8 protein-coding genes are annotated in these 13262 nt (G+C 69.3%); 3 read left to right on the top strand and 5 right to left on the bottom strand.

Features of this window, described 5'->3' with window-relative positions; all coding sequences use genetic code 11:
- Positions 1-85: 85 nt before the first annotated feature.
- From ASE30_RS16655 to ASE30_RS16635, 5 genes are all read right to left on the bottom strand, one after another.
- Complete coding sequence (locus ASE30_RS16655) at positions 86-2188, bottom strand: TonB-dependent receptor domain-containing protein (protein ID WP_082601612.1); 2103 nt, start codon at positions 2186-2188, stop codon at positions 86-88.
- 63 nt (positions 2189-2251) lie between these two features.
- The gene (locus ASE30_RS16650; protein WP_057285393.1) at positions 2252-2692 is read right to left on the bottom strand and encodes a CopD family copper resistance protein; all 441 of its coding nucleotides are present in this window, start codon (positions 2690-2692) and stop codon (positions 2252-2254) included.
- Positions 2689-3387, bottom strand: coding sequence for an ATP-binding cassette domain-containing protein (locus ASE30_RS16645; RefSeq protein WP_057285392.1), 699 nt, complete (start codon positions 3385-3387; stop codon positions 2689-2691). Before ASE30_RS16645 ends, ASE30_RS16650 begins: the two co-directional genes overlap by 4 nt.
- Positions 3380-4165: an ABC transporter permease gene (locus ASE30_RS16640; RefSeq protein WP_057285391.1), complete on the bottom strand. Its 786-nt coding sequence runs from the start codon at positions 4163-4165 to the stop codon at positions 3380-3382. The genes ASE30_RS16645 and ASE30_RS16640 overlap by 8 nt, the downstream gene beginning before the upstream one ends.
- On the bottom strand, positions 4162-5166 hold the full coding sequence (locus ASE30_RS16635) for a hypothetical protein (protein ID WP_057285390.1): 1005 nt from the start codon (positions 5164-5166) through the stop codon (positions 4162-4164). The genes ASE30_RS16640 and ASE30_RS16635 overlap by 4 nt, the downstream gene beginning before the upstream one ends.
- A 56-nt stretch (positions 5167-5222) precedes the next feature.
- On the opposite strand from ASE30_RS16635, the gene ASE30_RS16630 reads away from it, so the two are divergent.
- From ASE30_RS16630 to ASE30_RS16620, 3 genes are all read left to right on the top strand, one after another.
- The gene (locus ASE30_RS16630; protein WP_057285389.1) at positions 5223-5936 is read left to right on the top strand and encodes a Crp/Fnr family transcriptional regulator; all 714 of its coding nucleotides are present in this window, start codon (positions 5223-5225) and stop codon (positions 5934-5936) included.
- Between the two features lie 172 nt (positions 5937-6108).
- On the top strand, positions 6109-6798 hold the full coding sequence (locus tag ASE30_RS16625; protein ID WP_057285388.1) for a DUF1971 domain-containing protein: 690 nt from the start codon (positions 6109-6111) through the stop codon (positions 6796-6798).
- A 233-nt stretch (positions 6799-7031) separates the two neighbouring features.
- A complete protein-coding gene (locus tag ASE30_RS16620; RefSeq protein ID WP_057285387.1) occupies positions 7032-13250 on the top strand; it encodes an autotransporter outer membrane beta-barrel domain-containing protein in 6219 nt (2072 codons plus the stop codon).
- Positions 13251-13262: the final 12 nt, after the last annotated feature.

The following is a 13262-nucleotide window of genomic DNA, read 5'->3' as shown; positions in this document are numbered from 1 at the left end:
TGGAGTTTATGGGGGCAGTGGCACGGCGATTCATGCCACATTTTCGGGAACGGGCAGACCGCTTCTGGGTCTGCCCGCGCCATGGTCAGAACTTGTAAGCCAGCCCGGCGCTGAACGCCCGGCCATTTCCCGGCAGGAAGATGGGCATGGCGGGGGTGGCGGTGTTGCGGATGGCGTAGCTGCTGGCGTAGGTCTTGTCGGTGAGGTTGTCGGCCGTCACATAGCCGCTCCAGTGCGCGTCATACTCGTAGGCGATCTTGAAGCCGAGCAGCGCGTAGGCCTCCTGCTGGGTGCCCGGCGCGTTGGCATGGTTGGTTTCGGTGTCGCTCATCAGCCAGCGCAGGTTCGGACCCAGGCGCAGTCCGCCGATGCGGTACATCAGTTCGGCGCTGAGCAGGTGGCGCGGCACGCCGGCGATGCGGTTGCCTTCGTATTGGCCATTGCGGAAACGGAAGTCGCTGAGCGTGTAGGCGATGCGGTAGTCGAACATGCCGGCGCCGGGCGAGGGCAGCGTGCCGGAGAGCCCGGCCTCGATGCCTTGATGGCGCGTGCGGCCGTTGTAGTTGTAGGTGCCGGCGGGCGTGCCGTTTTCGTTGGTGACGGACATCAGCTCGTCGTCGACCTTGCTGCGGTACAGCGACACGCTCCACTGCTGGTCGCGCCCGGCCACGGTGAAGGTGCCGTCGCCGCCCACTTCATAGGTAAGGGCGCGCTGCAGGTCCAGCTGGCTCACGGACGTGCTGGCGGTGGCGGGATTCATGGGGGCGGACACTTCGCCGTTCACGATTTCCCAGAAAGTGGGCGCCTCGTTGCTGCGGCTGACGTTTGCGTACCAGCGCTGGGAGGCGGCGGGCTGCCAGATGATGCCGAGCTTCGGCGTGGCGTAGCGCCAGTCCTGATCCAGCGTCTTGCCGCTGTTCTGTTCGTGCGCGTCGCGCACCGCCTCGGTGTACTTCAGGTCGCCGACCACGCTGAACTGCGGCGTCAGGTGCCAGTCCAGCCCGACCATGGCGCTGCGGTTCTCGGCGCGCAGGTCGTAGGCGCCGAAGCGCTGCAGCCGCTGGCCGTCGGCCGGGCGGATCGCCACCAGATCGCGGTCCATGTCGCTGCGCTGCCAGTCCAGCGCCACCCGGTAGTTCACCGTGCCCAGCTTGCCGGCCAGTTGCCACAGCAGGCCGTAGGTGTCGCCGTCCGTCAGGTTGGCGACTTGCGGGTTGGTGAAGTCGTCCTTCGTGTGTTGCCAGTAGACGCCGGCGGTCTGGTTGAGGTTTTCGGTCCCCCAGAAGCTGCGGTTCGCCAGGCGGAACTGGGTGGTGTCGCGGTGCGGGTCGCGCAGGTAGACGTTGTTGGCCAGATCCTGCGGTGTCTTGCCGTCGCCCAGCACGCTGCGCGGGTCCTCGAGCATGCGCGCCTTCGGGATGGGCTGCGGGATGTCGAACTTCAGGTCGGTATAGGAAAGATAGGTGCGGTTTTCGAAAGCGCCGCGGCGGAATCCGACGTTGCCCTGGAAGCTGGTGCGCTCCGATTCGGAGTGGTGGCGGTAGCCGTCGGACTTGTCGTAGCCGAAGCTGAACCGGCCGTCCGCGCGGTCGTCCTCGAAGCCTTTGGCCAGCGTTACGTTGCGCGTGCCGAAGCTGCCGCCGCCCAGGCGGATGAAGTCGCCCTGGGTGCCGGTGAGGGATTGGAAGTCGACCTCGCCGCCCAGGGTGCTGGCGCCAGGGGCCAGGGCGTTGGCGCCCCGCCGCACGGTGATGATGCCCGTGTTGCGCGGTTCGAGCAGGCTGATGATGAACGAGCCGTCGGCGTCGTTGAGAGGCAGGCCGTCCTGCATCAGCAGGATGCCCCGGGAAAGCGGATTGCTTTGGATACCCGAGCCTCGGATGTTCAGGCGCGGCTGGTCCAGCCCGCCGAAGAATTCCTGCACGATTACGCCGGGCTGGTAGTCGAGCGCATCGCGCAGCGTCGTCAGGCGCACTTCCTGCTGCGGCTGGATGAGGTTGGTGCCGCCGGGCACGGCCTGCAGTTCGGCTTGGGACCGCTGCACATTGGGTTCGAGGGCGCGCGGGAGGCTCAGCCCGTGCACCAGCACGGGCGCCAGCGAGGGCGCGTCCTGGGCAAGGGCCACGGACAGCCCGAGGGCGCTGAGAGTAAGACTGGACGCAAGTTTGCGCAGGACAGGGGTCGACATCGAAAGGATTCCACGAAGAGCGGTCTTGGGCCGGCTCGCATTGAAAGGAGCCGGCCTTGGGCGTTACCAGGAGAAATGGAACAGGGCTTTGGCCAGCAATACGATGCCGACCATGTGACAGAACACGCTCAGGTGAACCCGTCCGCGCAGGGCGGCGTGCAGGCGCTTGCGGCGCGCCAGCGTCATGGCGGTGATGACGTGCAGAAGCACGCTGGCCGCCAGGGTGATCTTGATCAGCAGCAGGGTGCCGAACGCCGAGCTGCCGGGGCTGGCGAGCGCGGCGCGGTAGTGCCAGGCCATGCCCAGTCCGGCGCTATAGAGCACCAGCAGCACCCACGGCATGACCGCGCGGACGCGCGGCGCCAGCTCGCGAGATAGCGCCTTGCGGACCTCGGCGGGCAGGCGTTTTTGCACCGGCTCCAGGAACAGCACTTCGAAAGTGACCGTGCCGATGAAGACCAGCGCGGCCATCAGATGCACGGTGACAAGCAGGGGATACGTCATGGTTGATTCCTCGTGGCAAGCAGTAAGGCGCGCAGGCGCACCGCGTCGGCCGCGCGTTGCGGGCTGCCCCGCGGGCCGCTCAGCGGAACAGGCGTGACGCGGCCCTGGTCGACCACGACGCAGCGGTCCACCAGGCCCAGCAGTTCCTGCGGGTCGTGGCTGATGCAGAGCAAGGCGGCGCCGCGCCGGGCCAGCTCTTCGCGGCAGCAGGCGGAAAGCTGATGGCGCAGGGCGGGGTCGAGCGCGCTGAAGGGTTCGTCCAGCAGCAGCAGATCGGGCTCCAGGGCCAGCGCGCGCGCCAGCGAGACGCGCTGGGCCATGCCGCCAGACAGCTCGGCCGGCCAGGCTTGTCCCGCCCCGTCCAGGCCCACGCGGGTCAGCCAGCCGCCCGCGATGACGCGTGCGTCGTCGGCGCGATGGCCGGCGGCGCGCAAGGGCAGGGCCACGTTGTCGAGCGCGTTGCGCCAAGGCAGCAGCCGGGGTTCCTGGAACACCAGCACCGGGTGCCGGAATGTGTTGCGCAGCGTGCCCCCGCTGGGCCGCAGCAGGCCCGCGGCCAAACGCAGCAGCGAGCTCTTGCCCGCGCCGCTGGGGCCCAGCAGGCCCAGCCGTTCGCCCGGCGCCAGGCGCAGGTCGACGTGTTCCAGCACGGTCTGGGCGCCGTAGCTCAGGGATAGCGTTTGCATCTCAAGCATTGCTGGGCTCCATCCAGCGGCCCAGGCGCCGCTGCAGCGGCTGCAGCAGCGCGAACTCCAGCACGGCGACCAGGCCAAAGATCAGCAGCACCCAGGCGAACAGCTCGGCGGTGTCGAAGGTGCTGCGGGCATTGGCCAGGGCGTAGCCCACGCCGTTTTCCGCGCCCAGGACCTCGGCCATGACGACCAGCCGCACGCCGCCGCACATGGCGATCAGCAAGGCCGCCAGCAGGGGTGCGCTCAATGCGGGCAGGTACAGATGGCGCAGCCGCAGCCACGCGCCGTAGCGGTACACATGCGTCATCTCCACCAGTTGCCGGTCCACGTGCAGCATGCCCTTGACGGTGTTGACGTACATGCCCGGCGCCATCATCAGCGTGGTGATGAAGATGACCATCGGGGATCCCAGGCCGAACCACAGCATGGCCAGCACCACCATCACCACCGGCGGCATCGCCATCAGCAGCCAGCGCACGGGTTCGATCAAGCCGCGCAGGCGTGCGCTGTGGCCCGCCAGCACGCCCAGCGTGAAACCGATGGACGCGCCGGCCAGCACGCCGACGCCAATACGCATCAGGCTGATGCCCGCGTTGGCGAAGAACTGCTCGCTGCGCACCAGCGGGCCGATCGCCCGCAGCGCGTCCCAGGGGGTGGCCATCAGCAGGGGGCCGAGCTGGCGGGCGGTCAGGTGCCACGCAAGCAGCAACAGCAGGACGCCGGCCGCGCTCCAGCCGCGCGAGGTGCGTGCGGGGCCGCGCCCGCTGACTGGCGCGCTCATGGCCCGTAGAAGCCCACTGGCGGCAGATCGCCGCCGATGGCCTGGGGATAGCGGCTGGCCAGCAGCCGGTATAGCGATTCCAGTTCGGGCCGGACGTCGCGGGCGCTGCGGCTTTCCAGCCGGGTGCTGCGGATCGCGGTCTCGACGGCGGCGGCGGGCAGATGCGGCAGGTGCTCGCGCACCAGGGCCGCGCAGGCCGCGGGGTTGGCGGCGCACCAGCGCGCCGATTCCGTATAGGCCCGGTCCACCGCGAGGCACAGGCCGGCGTCGTCCGCCACGCCGGCCGCGGCCATGACGCCGGCCTGCGGCAACGAGGGCTGCTCGGGAAAGCCGCCGCGCCAGGCCTGCTCCAGGCTTTGCGCCCGGTACAGCGGCAAGCCGCCGGGCTGCGACGCGCGCCACAGCAGCAGCGACGCCATGGGCTCCACCAGCAGCACGTGTTCGGCCTGGCCGTTGAGCACCAGGGCGATCGCGTCCTGGGCGTCGCGGGTGCGCCTCAGGGCGACGGGGGCCAGTCCACGAGCGGTCTGGGCCTCCAGCAACGTGTCCAGCAGGACGGCGGGCAGGTCGCGCTGGAAGGGCACCACCAGTTCGCGGCCCGCCAGGTCGGCGAAGGTCTTTACCGCCGGGTCGCGGCTGACCAGCCAAAGAATGCCCCACACCGAGATGTTCAGCAGGCGCACCGGCATGCCTCGGTTGTGCAGCAGGGCGGGCAGGGTGCTGGGCGCCGCGCTGAAGTCGATATCCCGGTTCACCAGCAGCGTGCGCAGCTGGTCCGGCGTTTGCCAGAGGCGGAACCGCAGCGTGTCGGTGTAGTCCGACAGCGCGCCCTTGGCGGCCATGTGCATCAGCGGATAGCTGACCACGGCCCCCGGTCCGGCGAGTGTCAATTGCGCGTGGCGCCGGGGTGTCGCGGCCCGGGCGGCGGGCAGGCGCGGCAGCAGCGCGGCGCCCAGTGCTGCCGCGCAAAGGCGGCGGCGGGTGTGCAGAGTGTCGTTCATTTTCTAAATACGAATTATTATCGTTTTATTCTCCCACTCATGTCCGAAGGCCCAGAATGACAAATATCAATCCGCCCGAGCCGCCAGCCGCCGCCGCCGCGCTGCTCGCGAAGCATCCGCTGTTGAGCGGACTGCCGGCGGGCGTGGCCGCCGATCTGCTGCGCGACGCCAGCTCGCTGCATGCGACGGCAGGGCAGATCCTGTTCGGGGAAGGCGACGAGGCGCGCCACTATCTGCTGATCGAACGCGGACAGGCGGAGGTGATGCGCTACAGCTACAACGGCGACGAGCGCGTCTTCCGGGTGTTCGAACCTGGCCAGTTGATGGCGGAGGCGGCGATGTTCATGCCGCATGGCCGCTATCCCATGCAGGCGCGGGCCCGCGGCGACCTGCAATGCTGGCGCCTGTGCCGCCACCGGCTGCACGAGGCCTGCCGGCGCTGGCCCGACCTGGCGCTCAAGCTGCTGGCGGGATTGAGCAAGGCCGTCTATGACCAGGTGAACCGGGTCGACTGGATGACCTCCAGTTCCGCCGCCGAGCGGCTGGCCAATTACCTGATGGGGCTGCAGGAGCAACAGGGCAGCGCGCTGACGCTGCCGCTGAACCAGCGCCAGCTTGCCGCGCATCTGGGCATCCGCGCCGAAACGCTGAGCCGGCTGCTCAACGACTGGCAGGCCCAGGGCTACATCAGCGGCAAGCGCTGCCAGTGGGTGCTGCATGACCTGGCGCATCTGGGCAGCTTGACCATGACGGCGCGCCGGCCGTTCTGAAACGTGAACGCGGGCGGGGGCACGGGGCACGGCGCACGGGCACGCGCGCACGGGCAGGGGTCCGGTGCAGGCGGCCTGGCGCCCCGGCCGCGGCGCGCCAATGACTTGCGTCATGGGCGTCCGGGCCGCGGGGCCGGAGAATGGACGGCCGATCCCTCCGCCCGAGCCCCGCATGTTCCCTCCCGCCCCTGCCGAACCTCCCGCCCCAACGGCAGCCCCCTATACCGAAGACGACATCCACCGGCTGGTCCACCGCTTCTATGCCAAGGTGCGCCAGGACGAGGTGCTGGGTCCGATCTTCAATGCGCGGGTGGCGGATTGGGACCGCCATCTGGAGATGCTGTGCGACTTCTGGTCGTCGCTGGTGCTGGGCACGCGCCGCTTCAAGGGCGCGCCGATTCCCGCGCATGCGCGGATTCCCGACTTGTCCTGGCCCTTGTTCCAGCGCTGGCTCGCGCTGTTTCACGGCACATCGGCGGAGCTGGGGTGCCCGGCCTTGCAGACGCAGGTGGACGCCATGGCCGAACGCATCGCCGCCAAGCTGTGGAGCGTGTGGCAGCAGCGCGCCGCCATTCCCAGTTTGCCCGGCACCTTGCCCGAAGGCGTGCGGCCCTACAAGGACAGCCCGGTATTCACGCCGGAGAACCTGCCGGATGCGTTGAAGGCGGCCCATTCCACCAAGGCCGGCACCTGGGGCCTGCTCAAGGTCCACGCAGGCGTGCTGCGCTTCACGCTGGACGATGCGCCCGGCGGCGAGGCCGTGCTGACGGCGGGTCAGCAGGTGCTGATCGAGCCGCAGGTGCGGCACCACGTGGCCTTTGAACTGCCGGGCAGTTTCCAGATCACGTTCTGCAGGGCCTGATGGCGGCCGCCCTCGCAAAGGCGATCGGACTTGATTCGTTACGCCGATCGCGGCGAATGATGAAACATTTCTGTTCAAAACTGGGCTCGACCGCCCACGGACACGCGCGGCAAGCCGTTCCGCCGAGATAAATCGACGTTTCGTCGAAAAAAAGCAGTCTCTCTTTCTGGCAACGATAAAAATCGATACGTCTTCGGTTCCAAGTGGAACCCGTTGCCCGCAAAGGATGAGAGATGAAGAAGCCGACTGCCAACCCGCCCGTCCGCAAGGGCGTGGCGACCCTGCTGGGCCAGAGCCTGCGAGCCACCGGACCCCATCTTGGACGGTTTTCGTCGCTGTCGGCCACGGCTGTTGGCTTGATGCTGGCGCAGCCGGCGTACGCCGACATCAACTGTCCGCAGGCGAACTCTTCTTCTTCCGCGACGACGTGCACCGTTGGCGCTACCGATAGCGGCAACCTGACCGTCGATTACACCGGCGGCACGGGCACCGGCACCAACAACGGCGGCTATGGCGGCAACTACATCGTGGTCAACAACGGCTATCTGGGCCCCAACCCCCAGCAGGCGGCGCTGCTGGTGCGCCTGAAGGGCGGCACGGGTTCGCCCGACGGCAAGGACAGCGGCACCTTCGGCGGCTGGGGCGGCGCGATCACCATCACCAACAACGAGTCGGTAGAGAGCAACGGCTCTCCCGTGGAGAGCGCGCAAGGGTCCGCGCCGGGCGTCTGGGACGACTACAGCGCGCAGTTCGGCATCTACGGCGCATCGGTGGGCGGCAAGGGCGGCACGCCGCCCGACAACTTTGGCGGCGGCAGCGGCGGCAGCGGCGGCAATGGTTCGGCGGTCACCATCAGCAACACCGGACAGGTCGTGGTGCAAAAGCTGCCCTATGGCGGCGTGGGCATCTATGGGGCCAGCATAGGCGGAACCGGCGGCGACCAGATGAGCGCCGTGGGCAGCGACCAAGTGGGCGGCAATGGCGGCAACAGCGATATCGTCAATATCACCAATACCGGCTCGGTCACGGTGTCGTCGGGCAGCGCGGGCCGCTACGCCTGGGGCATCGGCGCGGAATCGCTCGCGGGCGCGGGCGGCAAGGACAACGGCTATGGCGGCACGGGCGGCGGCGGGAACCCGTCAGGCACCACGATCATCACGAACAGCGGGAAGGTGCAGGTCAATGTCGATGTGCCCGGCGGCGCCACCAGCAATCTCCTGACCAACGGCGTGCGCGGGCTGTACGTCACCAGCCAGGGCAACGCTGGATTCGCGTCCAGCGACGGCAGCGATAACGGCGGCCCGGGCGGCGGGTTCGGCACCATGGCGGCCGTCAACAACGGGCAGATCTCGGTCACCAGCAATTCCGTGCCCGAACCGACGACTCTGGCATCCCTGTCCGGCGGCATCGTGATGGTGGGCCTGGGCGGCGTAGGCGGCGGCGGGCCCATGACCATGAGCAACACCACCAACGAGATAGGCGGCGTCGGGGGCTCGGCCCTGTCTTCGGCGACCGTCACGCTGAACGATGGCTCGTCGATCACCACCAGCGGCTACTACCTGCCAGGCGTGAACGTGATCAGCCAAGGCGGCGACGGCGGCCCCGGGCGCGAAACCAGTAACGGCGCCAACGGCGGTAACGGCGGCACCGTCGTCGTCGGCATGAGCGGCAGCGCCAGCATTTCCACCTACGGCACGCAATCCCATGGCATCGTCGCGCGCAGCGCCGGTGGCGGGGGCGGCGGCTTGGAGAGCAGCAGCGGCCTGGTCGATTTCAAGGCGGAAAACGCAGGCGTGGGCGGCGCCGGCGGCACGATCAGTGTGACGACCGGCGATGCCTCGACGGGCGCCGCCGGCGGTTCGATCAAAACCCAGGGGGATTATTCGATCGGCATCCTGGGGCAGTCGATGGGCGGCATCGGCGGCACCACCAGCGGCAATTTCGAGATGTTCGGCAATGCCGGCGCCGATGCCGGCAACGGCGGCGCCAGCGGCACGGTCAACGTCGACAGCCGCACCGCCATCACCACGTTTGGCGCATCGTCGCACGGCATCGTGGGGCAGGCCATCGGCGGGGGCGGCGGCACGGCAGGCGCCAGCGCCGGCCTCGTTGCAGTGGGAGGCGCTGGCGGAAGCGCTGTCGCGGGCGGCACGGTGAACCTCAAGCAGAGCGGCAACCTGAACGTGTATGGCTCGGCTTCCATCGGCATGCTGGCGCAAGCCATTGGCGGCGGCGGCGGTGACGGCGGCAGCGCCAACGGCGTGGCGGTGATCGGCGGCACGGGCGGAGGCGGGGGCGCGGGTGGCCAGGCAACGGCCAGCCTCGGCGGGTACTCGATCTATACCGGCGGCGATCATGGCTACGGCATCGTTTCGCAAGCCATCGGGGGAGGCGGGGGCACCGGGGGCGCGGCGTCCGCGTACGATGCCGGCGTGGGGTTCTCCATGGCGGTCGCGATAGGCGGCACGGGCGGCAATGGCGGCGCGGGCGGCGTGGCGGCCGCCAACGTTTCCAACGCCAGCGTGAACACGGGTGCAAGCGATGCGCATGGCGTCATCGTGCAATCGGTGGGCGGCGGAGGCGGGGCCGGCGGCGCGTCGGTGGCCCAGGCCCTGACCATCGCGGTTCCCGACGAAGACGCTTCGTTTGGCGTCGCGGTCAGTTTCGCCATGGGCGGCTCGGGCGCGACGGGTGGGGCAGGGTCCACCGCCACGGCAACGCTGGCCAACGCCGGGGTCACGACAAGCGGCGCCAATGCGCAGGGCGTGATCGTGCAGTCCATCGGCGGCGGCGGCGGCATGGGCGGCAGCGCATCGGCGACGTCCACGGTGATCGGCACGGGCGACTCCATCGGCGGATCGCTGCAGTCGTCGCTGGGCGGCAGCGGCGGCGCGGGCAACACGGGCGGCACGGCGTCGGTGGTCATGCAGGGCAGCAGCATCGTCACCTCGGGCGATTCCGCCAATGCGATTCTGGTGCAGAGCGTGGGCGGGGGCGGCGGCGCGGGCGGCGTGGGATCGGCCACGGGGCGCAGCATCAATACCGACGCCAATGTGTCGATCACGATCGCCTTGGGCGGCAGCGGCAACTCGGGCGGCAACGGCGGCACCGCCAGCCTGACGATAGACCCGGGCAGCTCGGTGACCACGCGTGGCGACGGCGCGCGCGCCGCGCTGTTGCAGTCCATCGGCGGCGGCGGCGGGGCATCGCAGGGCGGCCAGGTCGGCCTGGAGGTAAGCGCTACCGAAGAGGACAGCACCACGGACTTCCGCGGCTCGGTCTCCGTCGGCCGCGGGGGCGGCGGAGGCGGCAACGGCGGCGCGATCAATTTGAACAGCGACGGCAACATCTTCACCTATGGCGCCGACGCGGACGGCCTGCTGGCGCAAAGCATCGGCGGCTCCGGGGGGCTGGGTGGCGCGGTGGGCGGCAACAGCGGCGCCACCTCTTCGCTCTCCCCAGTGAACGATTCCGGGACCACCTATCAGTTCACCGTGGCCGTGGGCGGGACGGGCGGAGCCGGTGGGAGCGGCGGCGCCATCGGAAGCAGCAGCGCGCCCGCCATTCTGGGCGCCTCCACCCAGACCTACGGCGACTACGCGGACGCGGCCGTGGTGCAATCCATCGGCGGCGGCGGTGGCGCGGGCGGGGCGTCCACGGTGTCCTCCAGCGTCTCCCTGTCCAATGTCACGCTGGCGGTCGGGGGCAGCGGCGGCAACGGCGGATCGGGCGGCGCCATCACGGCCTGGCTGAACGACGACGGCGTCAACGCGTTCAATACCGAAGGCTACGGCGCGGCAGGCATCGTGCTGCAGTCCATCGGCGGCGGCGGCGGCATGGCGGGATCGGGTTCGCCGCGGGCACATGGCCAGATGCGGCTGGGCGGCATGCAGGGCAATGGCGGCGCCATCACCATCACTGGTGGAAGCTGGGCTTCGATCCAGACCAAGGGCGATAGCGCCTACGGTCTGGTCGCGCAATCGATCGGCGGCGGCGGCGGCATCGCCATGGCGGGCAGCACCGGTGCGGCGGCCAATCCCGGCAGCCAGCAGTTCAGCATGACCGCGGGCAACACCACCGGTGGCGGCTACGGCAGCCCCGTCACTATTGGCGGGGGCCTGAACCTGAACACCTACGGCGACAGGGCGATGGGCGTCATCGCGCAGTCCATCGGCGCTGGCGGGGGCGTTGCGACCAGCGGCACCGCGAGCGGGATCGGCACGATCGAACTGGGCAGCCAGCGGACCAGTTACTCCGCCGCGAACGCCAGCGATGTGACGGTCGCCCTGAGCGGCACCATCGCGACCCGAGGCGCCGGCTCGCACGGCATCGTCGCCCAATCCATCGGCGGTGGCGGGGGCATCGTGGGCGACGTGTCCCAAGCCATCCAGTTCAATCCGGCGGGGTTTGCCAGGCAGTCGATCACGGCCAACTCCAATGGCGGCGGAGGCAATGACGTCAATGTGGCCTTCAACGGCAACCTGGCGACAAGCGGCGCCAACGCGCACGGCATCGTGGCGCAGTCGATCGGCGGTGGCGGCGGGCTGGCCGGCGGCCCGCAGGGCGGATTCGCGGGATCCACCGGGGAGGGCGGCAGCGCGGGCGATGTCGACGTCCAGCAGTCGGGCACCTTGCAGGCCACGGGCGCGGGATCGGCGGGCATATTCGCGCAAAGCGACAGCGGCATCTACAAGGACCGGGTCGCCGTCGTCGTCAACGGCGACGTGCTGGGCGGCTCGGGAACGGGCAGCGGGGTGTGGATAGCCTCGGGCGAGGATAACCAATTGACCGTGAATGCGGGCGGCTCGCTAGGGGCGCTATCGGGCGTGGCGGTGCGCTACGACGGCAAAGGCAATGCCGCGTCGGGTGCCGTGCTGAACATCGATAACTACGGCACGCTGTCCGGCAGCGTCCTGTGCACCAACGCCGATGGCGGCAATGCCTGCGCCCTGCACAACCAGGCGGGCGCCGTGGCCACCGACGCCGTCGCCTATAACGCCGACGTCCGCAACGACGGGCTGATCGTGATCGGCAGGCCCGGCCAGTTCCAGACGTTGACGGTCAGCGGCGGCCTGACCCAGTCCGCCAGCGGCGTGTTGCGCGCCGATGTGGATTTCGACAAGCTGCGGTCTTCGCAGATGATCGTGCAGGGCGACGCCGATCTGGCGGGAGGCATGGACGTGCTGCCGCAAGCGCTGCTGCCTAACCGTGAACTGTCCGTGGTGACGGTGCAGGGAAGCTTGCAGGGCGTGCTTACCGCGGTGGACAGCCCGGTCTTCGACTACGAAACGCGCCAGGTCGGGCCGGAAACCCGTATCCGCGTCGAGGCCGCCGATTTCAATGCGGCTTCGATGAGCTTGAAGCAGAACCAGAGCCAGGTCGCCCGGCACTTGCAGCGCATCTGGGACGCGGGCGGAAATTCCGCGCTGGCGCCGCTCTTCGCGCAGTTGGACCTGGCCTCGCGCCAGGGCGCGGGCGCCTACCGCGACAGCGTCGCCAACCTGTCGCCGGGCGTGACGCTCGCGCCGGCGGTGCAGTCCGCCGCCAACCTGGGGCAGTTCACTGGCGCCATGATGTCGTGTCCCACCTTCACCGGCGCGGATGCGATGACGGGCGAACAGAATTGCTTCTGGGGGCAGGTGAGCGGGCGCGCCACCAGCCAGGACGGCAGCGCAGGCACCTCGGGATTCAACTACGACACCGTCACCTATCAGTTCGGCGGCCAGCGCGAGGTCAGCCCCGGCTGGTTTCTTGGCGGCTCCATGGCGTACCAGAACAGCCACGTGCGCGCCAGCGACGGCAGCGTCAACGGCAATGGCGACAGCGGCTACGCCGGCGTGGTGCTGAAGCGGGAAGCGGGACAGTGGGTGTTCTCCGCGGCCTTGGGCGGCGGCTATGGCGGCTATCGGATGGACCGCGGCATCGACATCGCCGGCTATCAGGAAACCGTGTCCAGCCGGCCCGACGTGTACGGGTTCAATGCGCGCCTGCGCGCCGCGCGTCCCTTCGCGCACGGCAATACGTACGTGAAGCCCTATGTGGATCTGGATTTCAGCTACAGCCGCATGCCCGCCTACACGGAGTCGGGCGACAACCCGCTGGCGCTGTCGGTCGACGGCAGCGATCAGTTCGTCGTGGGCCTGTCGCCCATGATCGAGATCGGCGGCCGGGCCGAACTCGACAACGGCGCGATGCTGCGTCCGTTCCTGTATGTGGGCGGGTCCTTCCTGTCGCAGGACGATTGGACTTCCCGCGCGCGCCTGCGCGGCGCGCCGCAGGGCACGGGCGCCTTCGACACTTCGCTGCCTGTCGACGACGTGGTCGGCAAGGTGGGCGCGGGGCTGGAGGTGATGAAGGCGGGCGGCGTTGATTTCCGTCTGCAGTACGAAGGCCAGTTCTCGGAGCACGTAAGCAGCCACAGCGCGGCGCTGAAGGTGATGGTGCCGTTCTGAGCGCGCGCGAGG

This window comes from Achromobacter sp. Root83 (assembly GCF_001428845.1).
Lineage (GTDB): Bacteria > Pseudomonadota > Gammaproteobacteria > Burkholderiales > Burkholderiaceae_B > Achromobacter.
The sequence above is the reverse complement of the archived record's forward strand: the minus strand, read 5'-3'. Positions and strand labels throughout refer to the sequence as shown.

Bases quoted from the DNA above. Each gene is read 5' to 3' on its own strand.
- ASE30_RS16655 (WP_082601612.1), bottom strand. From the start codon at position 2,188: ATGTCGACCCCTGTCCTGCGCAAACTTGCGTCCAGTCTTACTCTCAGC.
- ASE30_RS16650 (WP_057285393.1), bottom strand. From the start codon at position 2,692: ATGACGTATCCCCTGCTTGTCACCGTGCATCTGATGGCCGCGCTGGTC.
- ASE30_RS16645 (WP_057285392.1), bottom strand. From the start codon at position 3,387: ATGCTTGAGATGCAAACGCTATCCCTGAGCTACGGCGCCCAGACCGTG.
- ASE30_RS16640 (WP_057285391.1), bottom strand. From the start codon at position 4,165: ATGAGCGCGCCAGTCAGCGGGCGCGGCCCCGCACGCACCTCGCGCGGC.
- ASE30_RS16635 (WP_057285390.1), bottom strand. From the start codon at position 5,166: ATGAACGACACTCTGCACACCCGCCGCCGCCTTTGCGCGGCAGCACTG.
- ASE30_RS16630 (WP_057285389.1), top strand. From the start codon at position 5,223: ATGACAAATATCAATCCGCCCGAGCCGCCAGCCGCCGCCGCCGCGCTG.
- ASE30_RS16625 (WP_057285388.1), top strand. From the start codon at position 6,109: ATGTTCCCTCCCGCCCCTGCCGAACCTCCCGCCCCAACGGCAGCCCCC.
- ASE30_RS16620 (WP_057285387.1), top strand. From the start codon at position 7,032: ATGAAGAAGCCGACTGCCAACCCGCCCGTCCGCAAGGGCGTGGCGACC.